Origin of the sequence: Pseudonocardia sp. ICBG1293 (assembly GCF_020131355.1) — a bacterium.
Lineage (GTDB): Bacteria > Actinomycetota > Actinomycetes > Mycobacteriales > Pseudonocardiaceae > Pseudonocardia.
In genome coordinates this window covers 268032-289509 of sequence record NZ_JAHLEL010000014.1, presented here as the reverse complement: position 1 = coordinate 289509, position 21478 = coordinate 268032, and the positions used below count along the sequence as shown (strand labels likewise).

Here is a 21478-nt window from a genome sequence, read left to right as displayed (position 1 = left end):
GGCCTCAGGCGCGGCGCGCCCGGTCGAGGGCGAGGACGGCCGGCGCGCCCGCCGCGAGCAGCGCCGCGGGCGCGAGGAACGCCACCAGCGGGTCCGCGTGGTACACCGGCGTCAGCGCCACCGGCGACGCCGCCGTCCCGGCGAAGCGCACCGCCTGCACCACCGACACCGCCCCGCCCCCGCCCCCGGCCGGGCCGAGGACCAGCGCGTTCACCCCGACCAGGACCAGCTGGCTGCACACCCCGCCCAGCGCCCACAGCGCGACGACGACACCCAGCACCGGCACCACCCCGATCAGTGCGACGAGCACCCCGCCGCCGACGGCCCCGGCGAGCACGCAGCGGCGCGCCCCGAGCCGGTCCACCGCCCCGCCGATCAGGCGGGCGGTCAGGATCCCGGCCACGCCGAGCGCGGTCAGTACGAGCCCGCGCGGCCCCGCCCCCAGGCCGAACTGCTCCTCCAGGCGCAGCGCGAGCAGGAAGTTCAGCCCGGCCAGGCAGCCCCAGCCGATCCCCGCGACGAGTCCCAGCCGCAGCACCGGTGGGCTCCACGCCGTCCGCAGCCGCGGTCGCCCCCCGCCGGTCGCCGGGGTCGAGCCGCCCGGGATGCCGACCGCGCCCAGCCCGAGCGCGACGACCGCGGCGCCGCAGAACGCCCAGCGCCAGTCCACCTCGGCGGCCAGCCCGCCGAACAGCGGCGCGGAGGTCTGCCCCGCCGCCTGCAGCGACCCGAACCAGCCCAGCGCCCGGCCGAGACGGTCCGGCTCCACCGCGGCGGCCAGTGCCGCCAGCAGCAGGGGAGTGGTGAAGGCGTTCGCCGTGCCCTGCAGCGCGCGCCCGGCCAGGAACACCGGCCAGGACACGGCCAGCACGCAGACCAGTGAGGCGACGACGTAGAGGGCGTACCCGGCGACGACGGTGCGCCCCCGGCCCCACCGGTCACCGAGGGTGCCCGAGACGAGCATGACCCCGGCGAACGGCAGCAGGTACGCGGTGATCGACACCGAGGCCGTCGCCGTCGGCACGGCGAAGTCGGCCCCCAGCTCCGGCAGCATCGCCGCCGTCAGACCACCGCCGAACGGGCCGAGGAACGCGCCCAGGAACAGCGCCGCGCGGCGCAGCGCCACCACGTGCCGGGGCCGGTCAGGAGTTGGGGTCGCGGCGGCGCAGGTAGCGCTCGAAGTCCGCCGCGATCGAGTCCCCGGAGGTCTCGCGCAGCTCGGTGCGGGCCTCCTCGTCGTCGGACTCGGAGGCCTGTTCCTCGAGCTGGCGCACGTACTCGCGGACCTCGTCGTCGGCGTCGGCCATCTCCGACACGGTCCGCTCCCACTCCTCGGCCTTCTCCGGGAGCCCGCCGAGGGGCACCTCGACGTCGAGGGACTCCTCGATGCGGTGCAGCAGGGCCACCGCGGCCTTCGGGACCTGGGCCTGCGACACGTAGTGCGGCACCTCGGCCCAGTAGGAGACGGCCGGGATCCCCGCCTGCACGCAGGCCTGCTGGAAGACCGCCACGATCCCGGTCGGGCCCTCGTAGTTCGACGGCTCGGTGCCCATCGCCTTCTGCGACTCCGCGTCCCAGGACGTGCCGTTCACCGGCGTCGGACGGGTGTGCGGGACCTCGGTGAGCAGAGCCCCCAGTGTGATGACCTTCGTCACGCCCAGACGCTCGGCGTGACCCACGAGCTCCGCGCAGAAGGTCTTCCAGCGCAGGTTCGGCTCGATCCCGTTCACCAGCACGACGTGGCGGTCCGTGCCTGGCAGCGTGGCCCACGACAGCCGCGTGGTCTGCCACTCGATCCGCCGGGTGACGCCGCCGGCGAGCTTGACGTGCGGGCGCGTGACCTGGAAGTCGTAGTACTCCTCGGGATCGATCGAGGTCAGCGGCTTCGCGTCCCAGCTGAGCTCGAGGTGCTCCAGCGCGGTGCTCGCGGCCTCACCGGCGTCGTTCCAGCCCTCGAACGCGGCGATGAGGACCGGATCGACCAGCTGCGGAGTGCTGTCGCCACCCGTGGTGCTCGGCTCTCGGTCGGTCATCACCCCAGCCTACGACCCCGCGGGCGCGAACCCGGGTTCCTCCCCCTCCACCAGGTACCGTGGCTGATCGTGTCATCTACGACGGGAGCGGATCACTCGGTGAGCACCTCGGCGCATGACAGCACCCTCCGTCCGGTCGACCCCGAACGGGTCCGGCGGGCGGCGCAGCGGACCGAGCAGCTCACGGAGCTCCTCGGCCGCCGCATCGGTGTGATCGACGGCGCCTGGGGCACCGTCATCCAGGGCCTGGGCCTGACCCCGGAGGACTACTCCGCGGACTGGCTCCACGGCCACCACAAGGACACCAACGGCGACCCGGACCTGCTCAACCTCACCCGTCCGGACCTGATCCTGCAGGCGCACCGGAACTACTTCGACGCCGGCGCCGATCTGACCACGACCAACACCTTCACCGCGACCACCATCGGCCAGGCGGACTACGGCCTGGAGTCGAAGGTCGACGAGATGAACGTGGCCGCGGCCCGGCTGGCCCGCGAGTCCGCCGACGAGGCGGAGAAGGCCACCGGCGAGCCCAAGTGGGTGGCCGGCTCGATCGGCCCGCTGAACGTCACGCTGTCGCTCTCGCCCAAGGTCGACGACCCGGCCTACCGCGCGGTGTCCTACGCGCAGGTCTACGACTCCTACGCCCAGCAGATCGCCGCGCTGGACGAGGGCGGCGTCGACGTGCTGCTGATCGAGACGATCTTCGACACGCTGAACTCCAAGGCCGCGCTGCAGGCCGCGCACGACGTCGCCCCGCACCTGCCGGTCTGGATCTCGGTGACGATCGTCGACCGCTCCGGGCGCACGCTGTCCGGGCAGACCGTCGACGCGTTCTGGACCTCGGTGCGTCACGCCGCGCCGCTGGTCGTCGGGCTGAACTGCGCGCTGGGCGCCGACGAGATGCGCCCGCACGCCGTCGCGCTCGCCGAGATCAGCGACGCGTTCGTGGCGACCTACCCCAACGCGGGCCTGCCCAACGCCTTCGGCGGCTACGACGAGACGCCCGAGCAGACCGCGGACTTCCTCAAGGAGTTCGCCGAGTCCGGGCTGGTCAACATCGTCGGCGGCTGCTGCGGCACCGGCCCGGAGCACATCCGGCACATCGCCGACCGGGTCGCGGGGCTGCCGCCGCGGGTCCCGGCCGAGGCCCCCCGGCGCACCCGGTTCTCCGGTCTGGAGCGTTTCGAGATCGGGCCCGACACCGGCTTCGTGATGATCGGTGAGCGCACGAACGTCACCGGGTCCAAGCGGTTCCGCAGGCTCATCGAGTCGAAGGACTACAACGGCGCGCTCGACGTCGCGCTGGACATGGTCCGCGGCGGCGCGAACATGCTCGACGTCAACATGGACGCCGACCTGCTCGAGTCCGCCGACGAGATGCGCACCTTCCTGAACCTGCTGGCCACCGAGCCCGAGGTCGCCCGGCTGCCGATCATGATCGACAGCTCGCGGTGGTCGGTGATCGAGGCCGGTCTGCAGTGCGTGCAGGGCAAGGGCGTCGTCAACTCGATCAGCCTCAAGGAGGGCGAGGAGCCCTTCCTGGAGCAGGCCCGCAAGGTCAAGGCCTACGGCGCGGGCGTCGTCGTCATGGCCTTCGACGAGACCGGCCAGGCCGACACCGCCGACCGCAAGGTCGAGATCTGCGGCCGCGCCTACGACCTGCTCGTCGAGCAGGCCGGGCTCGACCCGCACGACATCATCTTCGACCCGAACATCCTCGCCATCGCCACCGGCATGGAGGAGCACAACGACTACGCGAAGGACTTCATCGAGGCCTGCCCCCGGATCAAGGAGCGCTGCCCCGGCGCCCACATCTCCGGCGGTGTCTCGAACCTGTCCTTCGCCTTCCGCGGCAACAACGTCGTCCGCGAGGCGATGGACTCGGCGTTCCTGTTCCACGCCATCAAGGCCGGCCTGGACATGGGGATCGTCAACGCCGGCCAGCTCGCGGTCTACCAGGACATCCCGGCCGACCTGCTCGAGATGGTCGAGGACGTCCTGTTCAACCGGCGCCCCGACGCCACCGACCGGCTGGTGGAGAACGCCGACCGGTTCAAGGGCGAGGGCACGCAGCGCAAGGTGGACCTGTCGTGGCGGGAGAGCGACGTCCGCGCCCGGCTGTCGCACGCGCTCGTGCACGGCATCGTCGACTTCGTCGAGGCCGACACCGAGGAGGCCCGCGCCGAGGCGGCCCGGCCGCTCGACGTCATCGAGGGCCCGCTGATGGACGGCATGAAGGTCGTCGGTGACCTGTTCGGCGACGGCAAGATGTTCCTGCCCCAGGTCGTGAAGTCCGCCCGCGTGATGAAGCGCGCCGTGGCCTACCTCGAGCCCTTCATGGAGAAGGAGAAGGAGGAGGCCAAGGCCCGCGGTGAGATCGACTCGCGCGGCAACGGCAAGGTCGTCATGGCCACGGTCAAGGGCGACGTGCACGACATCGGCAAGAACATCGTGGGCGTGGTGCTGGGCTGCAACAGCTACGAGGTCATCGACCTCGGCGTGATGGTGCCCGCCCAGACGATCCTGGACACCGCCGTGGCCGAGGGCGCCGACGTCGTCGGGCTGTCCGGGCTGATCACGCCCTCGCTGGACGAGATGGTGAACGTGGCCACCGAGATGGAGCGGCGCGGCCTGAAGCTGCCGCTGCTCATCGGCGGGGCCACCACCTCGCGCCAGCACACCGCGGTGAAGATCGCCCAGCAGTACCAGGGCGACGTCCTGCACGTCCTGGACGCCTCCCGGGTCGTCGGCGTCGTGTCCGACCTGCTCGACGACGACCGCGCCGAGGCGCTGTCCCGGCGCAACGACGCCGACCAGCAGCGCCTGCGCGAGCAGCACGAGGGACGGCAGGCGAAGCCGCTGCTGCCCTTCGCCGACGCCGTCGCCAACCGCGAGACGGTGGACTTCGGCGAGCTGCCGGTCCCGGAGTTCACCGGGGTCCGGCCGTGCACCCCGACCATCGCCGAGCTCCGCGAGCTGATCGACTGGCAGTTCCTGTTCCTGGCCTGGGAGCTGAAGGGCAAGTTCCCGCAGATCCTGAACTCCCCGGTCGCCAAGGAGCTCTACGACGACGCGAACGCGATGCTCGACCAGATCATCGCCGAGGACCGCTTCACCGCGAAGGGCGTCTACGGCTTCTGGCCCGCCCGCGCCGAGGGCGAGGACATCGTGATCTCCCCGGACGGCGGGGACGTGCGGCTGCCGATGCTGCGCCAGCAGACCGTCAAGCCGCAGGGACGGGCCAACCGCAGCCTGGTCGACTACGTCGCCCCCGACGGGGACCACCTCGGTGCGTTCGCGGTGTCCATCCACGGCGCCGAGGACATGGCGGCCGAGTTCGAGACCGCGCTCGACGACTACAAGGCCATCATGGTGAAGGCGCTGGCCGACCGGCTCGCCGAGGCCTTCGCCGAGTACGCCCACCGGCAGGCCCGTCGCGAGTGGTTCGAACCCGACGCGAACCAGGCCGTCGAGGACCTGCACGCCGAGCGGTTCCGCGGCATCCGGCCCGCGTTCGGCTACCCGGCCTGCCCGGACCACACGCTCAAGCGGCCGCTGTTCGACCTGCTGGGTGCCGAGGAGACCGGCGTGGGGCTCACCGAGTCCTTCGCCATGACCCCGGCGGCGGCGGTGAGCGGCATGATGTTCGCCCACCCGGAGTCGCGGTACTTCACCGTCGGCCGGATCGGGCCCGACCAGGTCGCCGACTACGCCGGCCGGCTCGGCGTGGACATCGCCGTCGTCGAGAAGTGGCTGCGCCCGAACCTGGGGTACACCCCCGATGCCTGAGCCGACGCCGACCCGCCCCGCGGGCGTGCTGATGGACATGGACGGCACGCTGATCGACTCGGAGAAGGTGTGGGAGGTCGCCCTCAACGACCTCATGAAGCACCTGGGCGCCCCGGAGCTGAGCGTGGCGGCCCGGCTGGAGTCCGTCGGCGGCTCGCTGGACTCCTCGCTGCGGATCTGCTTCCGGGAGGCCGGGCGCGACCCGGCCACGGTCGGTGCGCAGGAGTACCGCGAGACCGGTGAGTGGCTCTACGACCGTGCCGGCGAGCTGTTCTCCCACGGCGTGCCCTGGCGGCCCGGCGCCCGGGAGCTGCTCACCGCGCTGCGTGCGGCGGGCATCCCGGCCGTGCTCGTCACCAACACCATCCGGGTGCTGGTGGAGCGCGCGCTGGAGACGTTGGGTCGGGAGCACTTCGCCGCCGTCGTGCCCGGTGACGAGGTGCGCGAGCCCAAGCCGCAGCCCGAGCCCTACCGGCGCGGCGCCGAGCTGATCGGGGCCGACCCGGGCGACTGCGTCGCGGTGGAGGACTCGCCGACGGGTGCGCTGTCGGCCGAGCGGGCCGGCTGCGCGGTGCTGGTGGTGCCGTGCGAGCTCGAGGTGCCCGCCGGTCCGCGCCGGGTGCTGCGCGCGACCCTCGCCGGGATCGGGCCGACCGAGCTCGGGGCGGTCCTCGCGGAGGTCCGGGCCCGCTGAACGGCCTCAGGGCCGGCGTGAGCGGGCCGTTGGCGGCGACGAGCGGTATCGGGGTGGAGGCGTGCTCACTCCGGGTGAACCACCCGGCGCGGTCCGTTGCCCACACGGCTTACCGCCCCGGATGCGCCCGGCGTGCGGCGTGGGTCACCGTTCACACTGGTACCCGTGAAGACATTCGACGACTTGTTCGCCGAGCTGGCGGCCAAGGCCCGGGAACGGCCTGCCGGTTCGGGGACCGTCGCCGCGCTGGACGCCGGGGTGCACGCCCAGGGCAAGAAGGTGCTCGAGGAGGCCGGTGAGGTCTGGATCGCCGCCGAGTACCAGGGCGACGACGAGCTCGCGGAGGAGATCTCGCAGCTGCTCTACCGGCTGCAGGTGGTCATGCTCCAGCGCGGGCTCACCCCCGAGGACGTGTACAAGCACCTGTAGGTCGGCCGACGACCTGCTCACCACTGCCGAACGACGACCGTCAGGAGAGCGGACATGCTCCGCGTGGCACTGCCGAACAAGGGCACGCTGGCCGAGCCCGCCGCGACGATGATGCGCGAGGCCGGGTACCGACAGCGGACCGACTCGCGCGACCTCAGCGTGGTCGACGAGGAGAACGAGATCGAGTTCTTCTACCTCCGGCCCAAGGACATCGCGACCTACGTCGGCAAGGGCGACCTGCATCTGGGCGTCACCGGCTTCGACCTCATGGAGGAGTCGGGCAGCCAGACCCAGGAGATCATCCCGCTGGGCTTCGGCAGGTCGCGGTTCCACTTCGCTGCCCCGGCCGACGCCGACTGGAAGATCGAGGACCTGGACGGTCGCAAGATCGCGACGTCCTACCCCCGCCTGGTCCGCTCCTACCTGTCCGGCAAGCGGATCGGCGCCGAGATCGTGAAGCTCGACGGCGCGGTGGAGATCTCCATCCAGCTGGGTCTCGCCGACGCGATCGCCGACGTCGTGTCCTCCGGACGCACCCTGCGCCAGCACGGCCTGCAGATCATCGGGGAGGCCATCGCCACCTCGCAGGCCACGCTCATCGAGCGGGAGAAGCGGCACGACCGCGCCGAGGACGCCGAGACCACCCGCCTGAAGAAGGTCTTCGCCGACCGGCTGCAGGGCGTCGTCGTGGCCCGGGAGTACCTGATGATGGACTTCGACTGCCCCGAGGGGCTGCTCGAGGCCGTGGAGAAGGTCGCGCCGGGGCTGCAGGCGCCGACGGTCTCCCCGCTGTCGAAGAAGGGCTGGGTCGCGGTCCGCACGATGGTGCGGACCAAGGACACCAACCGCGTCATGGACAAGCTGGCCGACATCGGGGCCACCGCGATCCTCACCTCGGAGATCCGGTCCTGCCGCGCCATGACGGTCAACGGGCACGGCCACTGAGCCCGCCCCGTCCGACGTCCGTTCCCCCCACGGCGGCCCGCCACCGGTGAATCCGGTCGGCGGGCCGCCGTCGTGTCACCGGGTCACCGGCGGGCCCGGACGGTGAGGGCCTGGGCGATCCGGCCGGTGTGCCCGTCGTCGTCGAACAGGGTGGCCGAGCAGGTGCCCAGCCCGTCCGGGCCGACGACGGTGGCGGCGTCGACGCCGATCCACTCGCCGGCGGGGGCGCGGTGCAGGTGCACCGTCAGCTCGGTGTCGACGAACAGCCACCGCGTCACGTCCAGCGGTGCGGCCAGCCCGTTCGCGCAATCCGCGGCGACCATCAGCCGCTGTGCGGCGCTCGGCGCCTCGCCCTCGACGAGCGGGACGCGCATCCGGATCCAGCCGCGCCCCGGCCCCTCGACGCCGAGACCGCCGCCGTCCAGCCAGGCCCACTCGATCGCGTCGAGGAACCCCGGGAGCCAACCGTCCGGCCGCGTGGTGCGGACGACGGCGGCGTCCCGCCCGGGCAGCGCGGCCGCCTGCCCGTGCGCGACGACGGCGGTGTCGGACGCGGCGAGCCGCCAGGCCCGCGCCCGGAGCACGTCCCGGTCCCCGGCGCGCATCGTCGCCGACAACAGCTCGATCGTCCGCCCGGGCCGCTCGACGCCCGCGGTGACCGTGACCGGCCCGGCGGGCACCGCTCCGAGCACCTCGACGGTGACGCGGGCGATCCGCCACCCGGCCTCGGCGCCGCCGGGACGGGACTCGGGCAGTCGTTCGAGGGCGCGGACCAGCAGCGCCGAGGGCGGACCCATGTGCTGGGCGTCGGCGAACCAGGGCCCGGTGGTCGACGGTGTCGCCTCGAAGTCGGCGCGGGTGACGCCGTCGGCGGTGTGCTCGCCGCGGGGCAGGTAGAACGGGCGGGGCGGGATCGGGGGCGGTGCGCTCACCCGACGATCATGCCGCGCCGCCCGGCCAGCCGGGGTACGGCGGGGGAGTCCCGCCCCAGGCGGGGCAGACCGCCGTGTGGTCGCAGGTGCGACAGGCCGGGCCGGGCTGCGGCCGGAAGTCCCCGGTCGGTGCGGCGAGCCGGATCGCGGTCCACACCGCGTCGAGCAGGCGACCGAACCGGGCGAGCTCCCCGGCGTCGGGCCGGTAGGTCAGCGCGGTGCCGTCGGCCAGGTAGAGCAGGCGCAGCTCGTCGGGGGCGCGGCCGTGGGTCAGCAGGACCGCCAGTGCGTAGAACTTCAGCTGGAACAGCACACCGGACTCGTAGCCCTCGCCGGGTGTCCGGCCGGTCTTGTAGTCGACCACGCGCAGTCCCTCGGGACCGTCGTCGAGCCGGTCGAGGATGCCGCGCAGCGGGACCGGGCCCGTGGCACCGTCGGCCGCGGGCAGGGTCGCCTCGATGCGGGCCTCCACCGCGGTCGCGGCGACACCGGCCGGGTCCTCCAGACCGAAGTAGCCGTCGAGCAGGGCGGAGGCGGAGTCGAGCCAGAGGGCGAGCTGCGGGTCCTGCGGGCCGGTGAACAGCGCGGCCGCGGCGGGCTCCGCGGCGGCGAGGTCGTCCCAGCAGGGGCCGAGCAGCTCCCGCGCGGCCTGCGGGGTCCGGTCCGCCGGGTCCAGGGCGAACAGCCGCTCCAGCACCGCGTGCACCAGGGTCCCCCGCACCTGCGCCCGCGACAGCGGCTCGGGCAGCCGGTCGACGGCCCGGAACCGGTAGAGCAGCGGGCACCGGCGGAAGTCCGAGGCGCGCGACGGGGACAGCGCGGGCGGACGTGGTGCGGTGGCGGCCGGGGACACCTCGGGCCCGGCCGCACGGGCGGGCGGGGGCTCCTCGACGGTCACGACACGCAGGCTAGCCGTGCCCCCCGACGGTTCCGGGGACCGCTCAGCCGGCCGGCGCGGTCGTCGACGGGTCGGGCCCGCCCTCGGGCACGGCCGGCGCGGACACGTCCGGCGCGGGTACCCCCGGTGCGGGCGGAGCCGGCTCCGACGGCGTGGGGGCCGGGGCGGGCGCGGGTGGGTCCGCCGAGCCCTCCGGCACCGGGGTCCCGGTGGGCGGCGGTGCCTGCGGCGGCGCGGTGGGCGGCGGTGCCGCCGCGGGGTCCGGGACCGGGCACGCGGTCCGGACGTCCTCCGGGCCGGCGTCCGGGCAGGTCGCGCCGTCGGCGAGCCCGCCGTGCAGCACGTCCGGCGCGCGCGGGGTCTCCGGGCCACCGAGCAGGGTGTCGGCTCCGGCGTTGCCGTACAACCGGTCGGCACCGTCCCCGCCGGACAGTCGGTCGTCGCCGTCCCCGCCGAGCAGCACGTCGTCCCCGGCCCCGCCGTCGAGCACGTCGTCCCCGCCCGCCCCGACCAGGCAGTCCCGGCCGGGTGACCCGGTGAACCGGTCGGGCCCGGGGGTGCCGACGACGAGCAGCGGCCCGGTGGCACCCGGCCGGTCGGTGCGGGCGTCGAAGACGGCGCCGTCGCCGCTGAGGGTGACGGTCTCGGCGACCGACGTGATGCCGGCGTCCACGCACTCCGCGGGCGGTGCGGCGACGGCCGGGACGACGCTCGGCGAGGCGACCCGCAGGGATCGGGTCCCCAGCAGGTTGGTACCGATCCGCAGGGTCCCGTCCACGCGGTCGGTGAACCCGCCCGAGACCCCCAGCCGGAGCGTCGCGGCCTCGGTGCGGGGCAGCAGCACGACCGGGCCGACCGCGACGGTCAGCGGGACCGTCACCACGGTGCCGGGGGCGAGCGTGGTGACGACACGGTCCTTCCCGTCGAGCAGCGCACAGTAGGACTCGGCGGCCCGCGACCCGATCCGCACGGTCAGCGAGCCGACGTTCAGGCCGTCGAGCAGACCACCGGCCCCGGTGGTGCAGGCGGTCGAGGAGTACGCGGGCAGCGACACCGACAGCGTCGCCGGCACCGAGCCGCGGTAGTCGACGGTCACCGGGGTGGTCGTGGTCGAGTTCGCCCGCAGGCCGGTGAGCGCGACCGCGGGCGGGGCCGCGCGACCGCCCAGCACCACCGTGCCCGCCGAGGTCGAGCCCGCGGCACCCGGGTCGGTGTCGGTGAACGCGGCCCAGGTGCCCCAGGCCGCGGCCGACACCGCGACGAGCACGACCGCGGCCCCCAGCGCGAGCGCGGCCCGCCGCCGGGGGACCGCCGGGCTCACGACTGGTTCAGGGTGAACGTGGACCCGACCGCGATCCGGTCGCCCTGCACCTTGTTGTCGGCCGAGGAGGGCAGCGCGAAGGTCAGCGTGTAGGTACCGGTGGCCCCGGCACCCAGCGGGCCGGACGGCAGCGGGCTCTGGACGAAGGTGCGCAGCGGGACCGCGGCCCCCGCGCTGCCCACACCCGGCCCGGAGACGACCTGGACGGTCATCTCGTCCTGCAGGTTGCCGCCGGCGGCGCAGGCGTTCGCGGCCACCTTCTCCGCCTCCGCCTCGGGCTCGGTGCAGGTGACGTCGGACCCGGTCGCGGTCAGCGTGCCGGAGACGGTGCCGGGCACGGACCCGGCGTTGCGGACGTCGACGGTGACCGTGGTGGAGAAGCCGGGGGCGATGTTGGCCTGGTTGAACAGGACCTTGTCGGCGTTGGAGCCGACGGTGAGGTCGAGGGTGCCGGAGGAGACCTGCCCACCGGGTCCGTCCTCGGTGTCGGTGAAGGCGGCGTAGGTGCCGAGGCCGATCGCGAGTACCGCGACGGCGACCGCGGCCACGCCGATCCCGAGACGTGTGCGTGTGTCCATGCGCGTGAACTTTCCCGCTGCATCGGCGCTGCTCACCCCTCGATCGTGTACGTCGCGTGTCCGGGCGCGGACCTAGGGTGACCCGATGGGCCGAGATCCCGTCGCACCCGCGCGCACCTCGTGGCCGGTGCCGGCTGCACCCCGCCCGTCCCCGTGGCGCCGGATCGGCGGTGCGCTCGTCACCGTCGTCGTGCTCGGGCTGGTCGGACTGGCCGTGGCGGTCGCGGTCGTCCCCGCGCTCACCGGGTCCCGCGCGTACACGGTGCTGTCCGGGAGCATGGTCCCGACCCTGCCCGTGGGCTCGCTGGTCGTGTCCCGCCCGGTGGACCCGGCCCGCGTCGTCGTCGGGGACCTGGTCTCCTTCGTCGACCGCGACCGGGCGGGCGGCGCGACCCGCACCGTCACCCACCGCGTCGTCGCGGTCGGGCCCGGCCCGGTGTTCACCACCCGCGGCGACGCGAACCCGGCACCGGACCCGCACCCGGTGACGGCGCAGAACCTGCTGGGCCGGGTCTGGTACCACCTGCCCTGGGTCGGCGGCGCCGCCGGGTTCCTGCGCACCGGCCCGGGCCTGGTGGTCGGCGGGGGAGCGGTGCTGCTGCTGGTGGGCCTGAGCCTGCTCGTGCCCCGCCGCGGGCGCCCCGGCGACCGGGCCGCGCGCGAGCGCGGATAGCGTCGTCGCCCGTGCACGACGCCCTCCCGACCTCCGACGGTGCCACCGGTCCCGTCGACGCCGACCCCACCGACGCCGACCGGACCGACGACGGCCGCGCCGTCGGGAGCGCCGCCGGGGACACCGACGCCGTCTGGGAGCCACCGCGCCGCGGCGGCCCGTTCCGGGTCGGCGACCGGGTGCAGCTCACCGACCCCAAGGGGCGTCGCTACACCGTCGTCCTGCAGGAGGGCGGGTCGTACCACACCCACCGCGGCCAGATCGACCACGACGACATCATCGGCTCGCCCGAGGGCGGGCTCGTGCACTCGGCGGCGAACACGCCGTACCTGACGCTGCGCCCCCGTCTGGCCGACTACGTGCTGTCGATGCCGCGCGGCGCGCAGGTGATCTACCCGAAGGACTCCGCGCAGATCCTGATGTGGGGTGACGTCTTCCCGGGCGCGCGGGTGCTGGAGGCCGGCGCCGGGTCCGGCGCGCTGACCTGCTCGCTGCTGCAGGCCGTCGGGCCGACCGGGAAGGTGATCTCCTACGAGGTCCGCGACGACCACGCCCCGCACGCGGTCACCAACGTCGAGACCTTCTTCGGGCACCGCCCGCCGCACTGGGACCTGACGGTCGGGGACGTGCGCGAGCACCGCGGCGAGGTCGACCGCGTGGTGCTGGACATGCTCTCCCCGTGGGACGTGCTCGACACCGTCCGGGACTGCCTGGTCCCCGGCGGGATCCTGGTCGGCTACGTGGCGACCACCACCCAGCTGTCGGTGCTCACCGAGACGCTGCGGGAGATGCAGTGCTGGACCGAGCCCGAGTCGTGGGAGGCGATGGTCCGCCCCTGGCACGTGGTCGGTCTCGCCGTCCGTCCGGAGCACCGGATGATCGGCCACACGGCGTTCCTGCTGACCACCCGCAGGCTCGCCGACGGCGTCACACCTCCCCGCCAGCAGCGCCGCCCCACCGGTCGCTGACCGGGGCGTTTGCTCCCGTTCCGGGTGGTTCGCCGCGGCGACGCGCCCGGCCGCGGAACGAGAACGTTACGAACTACCCTCCGTGTGGACGTGGCGGTGACGCCCGTGAAGCCGCAGAGTGACCACATGGTGCCGACCGGCTGAGGCCCGGATCACCGGTTCGACGCACCGTCGCGGTCACCCGTCACGGGTACCGTGGTGAGACGGAACACGGAGGGAGGCTGCCGTGAACCACCCCTACGACGACGGTCCCGGCAACCAGGGTTTCCAGTCTGACCGCGACCTCAGCCCCGCTGAGGCCGCCGAGCACATCCGTCATCTCGAGCACGAGATCTCCACGCTGCGTCAACGGCTGACCGAGACGCCCCGGCACGCCCGAGTGCTGGAACAGCGTCTCGCGGAGACCACGAGCCGGCTCTCGGCGCTCAACGCGCGCAACGAGAAGCTGACCGACACCCTCAAGGAGGCCCGCGGTCAGCTGGTCGCGCTCCGCGAGGAGGTCGACCGGCTCGCGCAGCCGCCGTCCGGATACGGGGTCTTCCTCGGCCGGTACGACGACGACACGGTCGACGTCTTCACCTCCGGCCGCCGGATGCGGGTCCCCGTGTCCCCGGCGGTCGAGGGCGAGTCGCTGCGCAGCGGCCAGTCCGTCCGGCTGAACGAGGCGCTCACCGTGGTCGAGGCCATGGGCTTCGAGCAGGTCGGCGACCTCTACTCGCTGCGGGAGATCATCTCCCGGCCCGGCGAGGACGGTTCGGCCGGTCGCGGCCTGGTGGTCGGCCACTCCGACGAGGAACGGGTCGTCTGGCTGGCGGCGCCGTTGTTCGAGCTCGGGCAGGAGGAGGGCACCAGCCCGCTCAAGTCCGGTGACTCGGTCATGGTCGACTCGCGGGCGGGCTACGCCTACGAGCGGGTCGCCAAGGCCGAGGTCGAGGACCTCGTGCTCGAGGAGGTCCCGGACATCGCCTACTCCGACATCGGTGGCCTGTCCCGGCAGATCGAGCAGATCCAGGACGCGGTCGAGCTGCCGTTCCTGCACACCGAGCTGTTCACCCAGTACGAGCTGCGTCCGCCCAAGGGTGTGCTGCTCTACGGGCCGCCCGGCTGCGGGAAGACGCTGATCGCCAAGGCCGTCGCGAACTCGCTGGCGAAGAAGATCGCCAAGCAGCGGGGCGACGACCCGGACGAGGGGCGCGCGTTCTTCCTCAACATCAAGGGCCCCGAGCTGCTCAACAAGTTCGTCGGCGAGACCGAGCGGCACATCCGGCTGATCTTCCAGCGCGCGCGGGAGAAGGCGAGCGCCGGCACCCCGGTGATCGTGTTCTTCGACGAGATGGACTCGATCTTCCGGACCCGTGGCTCCGGGGTCTCCTCCGACGTGGAGACGACGATCGTCCCCCAGCTCCTCGCCGAGATCGACGGCGTCGAGGGACTGGAGAACGTCATCGTCATCGGTGCCTCGAACCGCGAGGACATGATCGACCCGGCGATCCTGCGGCCGGGCCGGCTCGACGTGAAGATCAAGATCGAGCGCCCGGACGCCGAGGGCGCGATCGACATCTTCTCCAAGTACATCACCGACACCCTGCCCATCCACGAGGACGACCTGGCCGAGTTCGGCGGGGACCGCTCGGCGTGCACCGGCGCGATGATCCAGCGGATCGTCGAGCGGATGTACGACGAGTCGGAGGAGAACCGGTTCCTGGAGGTCACCTACGCCAACGGCGACAAGGAGACGCTCTACTTCAAGGACTTCAACTCCGGCGCGATGATCCAGAACATCGTCGACCGCGGGAAGAAGTCCGCGATCAAGGCGGTGCTCGAGTCCGGCCAGCCGGGCCTGCGGGTCCAGCACCTGCTGGACGCGATCGTCGACGAGTTCGCCGAGAACGAGGACCTCCCGAACACCACCAACCCCGACGACTGGGCGCGGATCTCGGGCAAGAAGGGGGAGCGGATCGTCTACATCCGCACCCTGGTCACCGGCAAGAACGACGCCACCGGCCGGGCGATCGACACCGCGTCGAACACCGGCCAGTACTTGTAGACACGATCGACGCCCGACGGGCCCCGCCGCACCCCGCGGCGGGGCCCGTCGTGTGTCCGGCGACCGTGACCCGATGGAATGATGTCCGGACGAAACGGGCATCCTGTGCACGGAGCCGTACACGTCCGTGTCGCGGCCCGCCACCACGGAGGTCGTCATGGCCGGCATCATCGGGCGCATCAGCGCATTCCTGAAGAGCCCGCAGGGGCGTCGCTACAGCGACCAGGCCAAGCGGATGGCGAGCGATCCGCGCAACCGGCAGCGGGCGCAGGACATGCTGCGCCGCTTCCGTGGGAAGCGCTGAGCGCTGTCCGATCCGTTCACGACGCCGGGCCGCCCGCGGCCTAGCGTCGTGGGCATGGACACCTCGATCGGCGCCGAGCTCGACATGATCGGCATCGTGGTCACCGACATGACCCGCTCGCTGGCCTTCTATCGCCTGCTGGGGCTGGAGTTCCCCGAGGGCTCCGAGACCGAGGCGCACGTGGAGACCACGCTGCGCGGCGGTGTACGCCTGGCCCTGGACCTGCAGTCGATGGTGGAGGGCTTCCACCCGGGCGTCGCCCCGGACGGCCACGGACGGGTCGGGCTGGCGTTCCGGCTGCCGTCCGCCGTGGCCGTCGACGACGCCTGGCGCCGGATCACCGCGGCCGGTCACGCCTCGGTGCTGGACCCGTTCGACGCGCTGTGGGGGCAGCGCTACGCCACCGTCGCCGACCCCGACGGCTCGTCGCTGGACCTGTTCGCCTGGGTCTGACCCGCGGCGCGGACCCCGCTCACCGCGGGCCGGGCGGCGGCGGGAGCGCCAGTGCCAGCAGCCGCGACGACAACGACTTGCCGTGCGTGTCGAGCTCGGTGGACACCGTGACCCCGCCGCCGCGGATCCCGGTGCAGACGAACTGCAGGCAGCTCACCCGGGGCAGCTCGTAGCGGGTGACCGTGCCGCCGACCCAACGGGACAGGCCCGCCCGCACCAGCTGCGGGGTGAGCACGGCGACGAGCAGCGGATAGGTGGCGTCGTCGTGCGGGACCACGGTCAGCGTCGCCACCGTCCCCTTGTCGCCCGCGCGGCAGTGCGCGATCTCATGCAGCAGCACGGCCGGCCTCCAGGACGGTGACCCGCGGGACGACGGCGTCGCGGGGGACGAGGGTGGACAGCACGCCGACGACCTCGTCGAGCCGGGTGCGCACGCCGCCCCCGCCGGCCGGGCCGTTGGTGTAGAGCGCCTCGACCTCGTGGGCGACGACGTCGAGCAGGCCCGGGTCGTGGTGCAGCGCCGCGACCCGCAGCCGGGCGTCGGTGTCGCCGCCGCGGACCTCGATCCGGGGTGCGACGGCGAGCCCGCGGACCCGCGCGGCGACCACGTCGGCGGCCAGCCGGGCCCGGGCGGCGGCGTTCGGGCCGACGTAGGAGATCCCGGCCTCGACGCGGTGCCCGGCCCGGTAGCCGACGCTGACCTTCAGCTCGTCCGGGCGGGCGCGGCCGGTGGCGCCGGCGACGCGGACCCGGTCCGGGCCGTCGTGGTCCACGGAGACGCCGCGCAGGTCCAGGACGACGTCGGGGGTGCGGTACCCGGTGGGGTCGGTGACCTCGTAGAGCAGCTGCTCGCGCACCGTGTGCCGGTCGAGGCGGCCGCCGGTGCCGTCGAGCTTGCCGTAGCGGGCACTGCCGTCCGCGGCGACGTCGGCGAACGGGAACCCGAGCTCGGCGAGCCGGGGGACGTCGAGGTGCCCGGGGTCGGCGGCGTACCCGCCGGTCAGCTGCCCGGCACACTCCAGCAGGTGGCCCACCAGCGTGCCGGCAGCGGCCCGGTCCGGACGGTCGAGGTCCCAGCCGAGCCGGTGCGCCAGCGGCGCCAGGAACAGCGACGGGTCCGCCACCCGCCCGGTGACGACCACCGCGGCCCCGGTGTCCAGCGCGGGCGCGATCGCGTCGGCGCCGAGATAGGCGTTGGCCGACACCAGCTCCCCGTGCTCGCCCAGCGGGACACCGTCCTCGGCCGCCGGTGCTCCCGGGTCGACCACGTCGAGCACGTCGTCGCCGGTCACGACGGCCACCGTAGCCATCGACCCGAGACCGTCGAGGTGCTCGCGGACGACGCGGCCGGCCGCGGGAGGGTTCGCCGCGCCCATGTTGGTGAGCAGCCGGACCCCGCCCGCCAGCAGGCCCGGCAACAGCGCCGCCAGCCGCTGCCCGAGCCGCGGGTCGTACCCGGTGGCCGGGTCGGCGAGCCGCCGCAGGTGGCCGAGCGCGATCGTGCGCTCGGCGAGGCACTCCAGGACGAGATCGTCCAGCCCGCCGCGGCGGACCAGGTCGACGGCGGGCTCGATCCGGTCGCCGGCGAAGCCGGCACCGCTGCCGATCCGGGTGGTGCTCCGGGTCATCGGGTCTCCTCAGAGGCTCAGGGCGCCGGTGAGCAGCGCGACCACGGTCATGACGGCGGTGGTGCCGAACGCCCACCCGAACACGAACCGCTGGTGGCGGCCCAGCTCGACGGCGGTGAGCCCCAGCAGGATGAAGGTGGACGCGGTGAGCGGGCTGAGCGGGAACCCGGTGGTCATCTGGCCCAGGATCGCGGCCCGGGCGACCTCCGCGGGGTCGCCGCCCAGCGCCGCCGAGGTCTCGGCCAGCACCGGCAGGACACCGAAGTAGTAGGCGTCCGGGGTGAACACCAGGCTGAGCGGCATCGAGGTCAGCGCCACCGCCACCGGCAGCGCTCCACCCGCGCCGTCGGGGACCAGCCCGACCAGCGACTGCGCCATCGCCGTGATCATCCCGGTGCCGCCGAGGACTCCGGTGAACACGCCCGCCGCGAAGATCATCGCGGTCACCAGCACGACGTTGTGGCCGTGCTTCTCGAACAACGCGCGCTGGCCGTCCCAGGTGGGCCGGTTGACCAGCAGCGCGACGACGAACGCGCAGAGGAACACCACCGGCAGGTCGGCCAGCTGCAGGAGCAGCACCACCACCAGGGCCAGGGTCAGCACGACGTTGACCACGAACCGGACCCGGTCGGCCCGCGACCGCACGGCGGGCGCTCCGGCGGCCCCGGGCGCGTCGGCGGGCTCGGGCAGCTCGACGACGCCGAGCCGGGCCCGCTCGCGGCGGCCGATGACCCAGGCCGCGAACAGCACCCAGGCGATGCCGGCGGCCATGGCGGGCAGCAGCGGCACGAACACCTCGGCGGCGGTGAGGTCGAGCGCGGCCATCGCCCGTGCCGTCGGGCCGCCCCAGGGGATCATGTTCATCACCCCCGCCCCGAGGCACACCAGCGCCGCCAGCACGATCCGCCGCATCCCGAGCCGGTCGTAGAGCGGCAGCATGGCGCTCACCATGATCAGGAAGGTGGAGGCGCCGTCGCCGTCGAGGGCGACGAGCACCGTCAGCGCGGCCGTGCCGACGCAGATCTTCAGCGGGTCCCCGCCCGCCCACCGGACCACCCGGCGGATCGCCGGGTCGAACAGCCCGGTGTCGAGCATCAGGCTGAAGTACAGGATCGCGAAGGTGATCATGATCGCGACCGGCGCGACGGTCTCCAGGCCGGTCGCGACGTACTCGCCCAGCCCGCCGCCCAGCCCGGCGACGACGGCGGCGGCCGCCGGCACGACGGTCAGGGCCAGGAGCACCGACACCCGCCCGGACAGCACGGCCGCCAGGAACACGGCGATGGTCAGGAATCCGATCGCGGCGAGCATCGTCGACCTCCTCGTCGGCGGGACGGGCCGGCGTCGGCCCGGGGGAACGGTGCGCGCGCGGACCTATGATCGTCAAAGACCGAATCCGGATGGACTGATGCGGTGGGTACATGGATCTGACGTTGCAGCAGCTCAGGACGGTGGTCGCGGTGCACGACGCGGGGGGATTCACCGCGGCCGCGGCCGTGCTGCGGACTGCGCAGCCCTCGCTGAGCCGCGCGGTCGCCGAGGTCGAACGGCTTCTCGGGGCGCGGCTGTTCGAGCGGACCACCCGCCGCCTGGAACCGACCCCGGCCGGCGCGGCGGTCGTCGCGGCCGCACGCCGGGCCCTCGACGGGGTCGCGGCGGAGCTGCGCCACGTCGAGCACGTCCTGGACGGGCAGGCGGGCACCGTGCGGATCGCGACGCTGCCGTCGCTTGCGGCGATCCTGCTCCCGGGGGTGGTGTCGGCGTTCCTGCGCCGCCGCCCGGGGGTCCGCCCGGAGATCTCCGACGCCCTCGCCGACGAGGTCACCGAGCGGGTGCGTTCCGGCCGGGCCGACCTCGCCGTCACGGTGGTGCACGGCCGGGCCCGCGAGGACCTCCTGGTCACCCCGGTGGCCGCCGACCGGTTCTGCGCCCTGCTGCCTCCCGGTCACCCGCTCGCCGGGCGCCCGGAGCTGCGCTGGACCGACCTCGACGGCGAGGAGTTCGTCGACTTCGACGCGTCCACGAGCATCCGCCAGCACGTGGACCGGGCGCTGGCCGAATCGGGCAGCCGACCCGGGCGCGGCGTCGCGGCCCGCAACATCGCCGCGGTCGCGGGGCTCGTCGCGGCCGGACTCGGCGTGACGGCCGTGCCCGGGCTGGTCGTGCCGCTCACCGGTTTCGCCGGACTGGCCGCGGTCCCGCTCGCCGATCCGGTCGTCCGGCGGCGGATCGCGCTGGTGCTCCCGCGCGGACGCCGCCCCGTCCCGGCCGCGTCCGCGTTCGCCGGGCTGCTGACCGGCGCGTCGGTACGGCCGCCCCTGCCGGCGCACGCGCTGTGGGCGGCACCGGTCGCGCCTCCCGGCACGGGGGACCGGGCCTAGGAGCCCGGTCGGGCGGCGACCGGGAGGGCACCGGGGGACACCCCGGCCAGGGCCCGGACCTCGCGGGACAGGTGGGGCTGGTCGGCGTAGCCGGTGCGGGCGGCGACCGCGGCCGGGGGGACGCCGTCGTACAGCAGCGCGGCCGCGGCCCGGAAGCGCAGCACCCGCCGTGCGACGGCCGGTCCGTACCCGAGGGTGGCGACGCAGCGGCGGTGCAGGGTGCGTCCGGTGACGCCGAGCCGGTCGGCCAGCTCCGCGGCGGGCATGCCCCCGGCCAGGGCGCGCAGCGCGGGACGGGGGAGCGGGGCGGGCGTCCGGTCGTCCGCCGCCGCCTGCAGGGCGAGGGCCAGCCGGGCGAGCCGCGCGGCGTCGCCGTCGCCGTCGTCGGCGGGGGTGGGCCGGAGCAGCCGTCGCCGGCCGGGGTCGAGCACGTCGGCGAGCGGGACCCGGCGGTCGCGCAGCGCGTCGGCCGGGACGCCCAGCAGGGCCGGGAGGGCGCCGGGGCGGAAGCGCAGGCCGGTGGTCACGCCGCCCGCGGGCGAGCCGGCGAGGTGCGCCGTGGTGTCGGGACCCGCGACGACCGCCCGGCCGCCGGACAGGAGAAGGTCCATGCAGCCGTCGGGGAGCACCCGCTGGATGTGCGGCGCAGTACCGGCGTGCGCCCGCCAGGTCACCTCGACGACCGCGCGCAGCGGTCCGGCGGGGGCCGTCTCGGCGTAGCTGCGCACGGGGCGAGCCTACGGACGCGGCACGGCCCCGGTACCGGCGTCGCCGGTCCGGGGCCGTGGCCGCGGGTGCGGGGTCAGGAGGCGCGCAGGACCGCCTGGATCTCCAGCTCGACGCCGACCTTCTCGCTGACGACGACGCCGCCGCCGTCCATCGGCAGCTCGATGTCGACACCGAACTCCGAGCGCTTGATGGTGGTCTTGGCGGTGAACCCGGCGCGGGTGCCGCCCCACGCGTCGGGACCGAAGCCGTTCAGCTCGAGGTCGAGCTCCACGGGGCGGGTGACGCCCTTGAGGGTCAGGTCGCCGGTGAGGACGTAGTCCTCACCCTTCGCGGCGATCCCGGTGGACCGGAAGGTCCACTCCGGGTACTTCTCGACCTCGAAGAAGTCCGCGGAGCGGATGTGGCCGTCGCGCTGGTCGTTGCCGGTGGTGATCGAGGAGGCGTCGACCGTGGCGGTGACGGTGGAGTCCTCGAGCTTCTCCGCGGTCACGAGCTCGCCGGAGACCTTCTCGAAGCGGCCACGGACCTTGCTGACCATCATGTGACGGACGACGAACGCCACGTCGGAGTGCACCGGGTCGATGTCCCAGGTGCCGACGACGTAGCCGGGGATCGTGGTGGCGGCGGTCATGATGTTGACTCCTCGGGATAGTTGAACTCTCACTTGTTGAGA

The 21478-nt window shown here is 73.9% G+C and carries 21 protein-coding genes; 10 read left to right on the top strand and 11 right to left on the bottom strand.

The window, feature by feature from the left end; all coding sequences use genetic code 11:
• Positions 1 to 4: 4 nt before the first annotated feature.
• Together KPF47_RS09665 and KPF47_RS09660 are read right to left on the bottom strand one after the other, a co-directional pair.
• Positions 5 to 1126, bottom strand: coding sequence for an MFS transporter (locus tag KPF47_RS09665; protein WP_224388213.1), 1122 nt, complete (start codon positions 1124 to 1126; stop codon positions 5 to 7).
• 16 nt (positions 1127 to 1142) lie between these two features.
• Positions 1143 to 2033, bottom strand: a complete 891-nt coding sequence (locus tag KPF47_RS09660) for a PAC2 family protein (RefSeq protein WP_224388210.1) — start codon at positions 2031 to 2033, stop codon at positions 1143 to 1145.
• A 99-nt stretch (positions 2034 to 2132) separates the two neighbouring features.
• Here KPF47_RS09660 and metH point away from each other — a divergent pair, with 99 nt between their 5' ends.
• The 4 genes from metH (at position 2133) to hisG (ending at position 7893) form a co-directional block, all read left to right on the top strand.
• Positions 2133 to 5825, top strand: a complete 3693-nt coding sequence (gene metH, locus KPF47_RS09655; RefSeq protein WP_224388208.1) for a methionine synthase — start codon at positions 2133 to 2135, stop codon at positions 5823 to 5825.
• Complete coding sequence (locus KPF47_RS09650; RefSeq protein WP_224388205.1) at positions 5818 to 6519, top strand: HAD family phosphatase; 702 nt, start codon at positions 5818 to 5820, stop codon at positions 6517 to 6519. The genes metH and KPF47_RS09650 overlap by 8 nt, the downstream gene beginning before the upstream one ends.
• Before the next feature lie 165 nt (positions 6520 to 6684).
• Positions 6685 to 6948: a phosphoribosyl-ATP diphosphatase gene (locus KPF47_RS09645; protein WP_224388203.1), complete on the top strand. Its 264-nt coding sequence runs from the start codon at positions 6685 to 6687 to the stop codon at positions 6946 to 6948.
• Between the two features lie 54 nt (positions 6949 to 7002).
• Positions 7003 to 7893: an ATP phosphoribosyltransferase gene (gene hisG, locus KPF47_RS09640; RefSeq protein ID WP_020625547.1), complete on the top strand. Its 891-nt coding sequence runs from the start codon at positions 7003 to 7005 to the stop codon at positions 7891 to 7893.
• Between the two features lie 83 nt (positions 7894 to 7976).
• Here the strand turns inward: hisG and KPF47_RS09635 are convergent, their stop codons facing one another.
• Genes KPF47_RS09635 through KPF47_RS09620 form a run of 4 tightly spaced genes read right to left on the bottom strand, consistent with a single transcriptional unit; the run spans position 7977 to position 11622 of the window.
• The gene (locus KPF47_RS09635) at positions 7977 to 8825 is read right to left on the bottom strand and encodes a thioesterase family protein (protein ID WP_224388202.1); all 849 of its coding nucleotides are present in this window, start codon (positions 8823 to 8825) and stop codon (positions 7977 to 7979) included.
• Between the two features lie 7 nt (positions 8826 to 8832).
• The gene (locus KPF47_RS09630; protein WP_224388200.1) at positions 8833 to 9723 is read right to left on the bottom strand and encodes a PD-(D/E)XK nuclease family protein; all 891 of its coding nucleotides are present in this window, start codon (positions 9721 to 9723) and stop codon (positions 8833 to 8835) included.
• Positions 9724 to 9766: 43 nt separating this feature from the next.
• Positions 9767 to 11044: a hypothetical protein gene (locus KPF47_RS39990; protein WP_308015365.1), complete on the bottom strand. Its 1278-nt coding sequence runs from the start codon at positions 11042 to 11044 to the stop codon at positions 9767 to 9769.
• Positions 11041 to 11622: a TasA family protein gene (locus KPF47_RS09620; protein WP_224388198.1), complete on the bottom strand. Its 582-nt coding sequence runs from the start codon at positions 11620 to 11622 to the stop codon at positions 11041 to 11043. The genes KPF47_RS39990 and KPF47_RS09620 overlap by 4 nt, the downstream gene beginning before the upstream one ends.
• A gap of 85 nt (positions 11623 to 11707) precedes the next feature.
• Here KPF47_RS09620 and KPF47_RS09615 point away from each other — a divergent pair, with 85 nt between their 5' ends.
• The 5 genes from KPF47_RS09615 to KPF47_RS09595 all read left to right on the top strand — a co-directional run bounded on the left by KPF47_RS09615 (position 11708) and on the right by KPF47_RS09595 (position 16067).
• Positions 11708 to 12295 carry a signal peptidase I gene (locus tag KPF47_RS09615; protein WP_224388196.1) on the top strand — a complete coding sequence of 196 codons (588 nt, stop codon included), beginning with the start codon at positions 11708 to 11710 and terminating at the stop codon, positions 12293 to 12295.
• A gap of 11 nt (positions 12296 to 12306) precedes the next feature.
• On the top strand, positions 12307 to 13263 hold the full coding sequence (locus KPF47_RS09610; protein ID WP_224388194.1) for a tRNA (adenine-N1)-methyltransferase: 957 nt from the start codon (positions 12307 to 12309) through the stop codon (positions 13261 to 13263).
• A 226-nt stretch (positions 13264 to 13489) separates the two neighbouring features.
• A complete protein-coding gene (arc, locus tag KPF47_RS09605; protein WP_224388192.1) occupies positions 13490 to 15310 on the top strand; it encodes a proteasome ATPase in 1821 nt (606 codons plus the stop codon).
• A 157-nt stretch (positions 15311 to 15467) separates the two neighbouring features.
• Positions 15468 to 15614, top strand: a complete 147-nt coding sequence (locus tag KPF47_RS09600; protein WP_168172083.1) for a hypothetical protein — start codon at positions 15468 to 15470, stop codon at positions 15612 to 15614.
• 54 nt (positions 15615 to 15668) lie between these two features.
• Positions 15669 to 16067, top strand: a complete 399-nt coding sequence (locus KPF47_RS09595; protein WP_224388190.1) for a VOC family protein — start codon at positions 15669 to 15671, stop codon at positions 16065 to 16067.
• A gap of 19 nt (positions 16068 to 16086) precedes the next feature.
• On the opposite strand, the gene KPF47_RS09590 is transcribed toward KPF47_RS09595, so the two are convergent.
• The 3 genes from KPF47_RS09590 to KPF47_RS09580 are packed head-to-tail and all read right to left on the bottom strand — an operon-like array spanning position 16087 to position 19006.
• Positions 16087 to 16407: a hypothetical protein gene (locus KPF47_RS09590; RefSeq protein ID WP_224388188.1), complete on the bottom strand. Its 321-nt coding sequence runs from the start codon at positions 16405 to 16407 to the stop codon at positions 16087 to 16089.
• Positions 16394 to 17695: an acyclic terpene utilization AtuA family protein gene (locus tag KPF47_RS09585; protein ID WP_224388186.1), complete on the bottom strand. Its 1302-nt coding sequence runs from the start codon at positions 17693 to 17695 to the stop codon at positions 16394 to 16396. Before KPF47_RS09585 ends, KPF47_RS09590 begins: the two co-directional genes overlap by 14 nt.
• A 9-nt stretch (positions 17696 to 17704) precedes the next feature.
• On the bottom strand, positions 17705 to 19006 hold the full coding sequence (locus KPF47_RS09580) for a CitMHS family transporter (protein WP_224388184.1): 1302 nt from the start codon (positions 19004 to 19006) through the stop codon (positions 17705 to 17707).
• Between the two features lie 110 nt (positions 19007 to 19116).
• Here KPF47_RS09580 and KPF47_RS09575 point away from each other — a divergent pair, with 110 nt between their 5' ends.
• Positions 19117 to 20076 (top strand): LysR family transcriptional regulator, encoded by a 960-nt coding sequence (locus tag KPF47_RS09575; RefSeq protein WP_224388182.1) that lies wholly within the window; start codon positions 19117 to 19119, stop codon positions 20074 to 20076.
• On the opposite strand, the gene KPF47_RS39985 is transcribed toward KPF47_RS09575, so the two are convergent.
• Both KPF47_RS39985 and KPF47_RS09565 read right to left on the bottom strand, forming a co-directional pair.
• Positions 20073 to 20804 (bottom strand): helix-turn-helix domain-containing protein, encoded by a 732-nt coding sequence (locus KPF47_RS39985; RefSeq protein WP_224388180.1) that lies wholly within the window; start codon positions 20802 to 20804, stop codon positions 20073 to 20075. The genes KPF47_RS09575 and KPF47_RS39985 overlap by 4 nt on opposite strands.
• A gap of 74 nt (positions 20805 to 20878) precedes the next feature.
• Entirely contained in the window at positions 20879 to 21436 is a 558-nt protein-coding gene (locus KPF47_RS09565) for a YceI family protein (RefSeq protein WP_224388178.1), read from the bottom strand.
• Positions 21437 to 21478 lie beyond the last annotated feature (42 nt).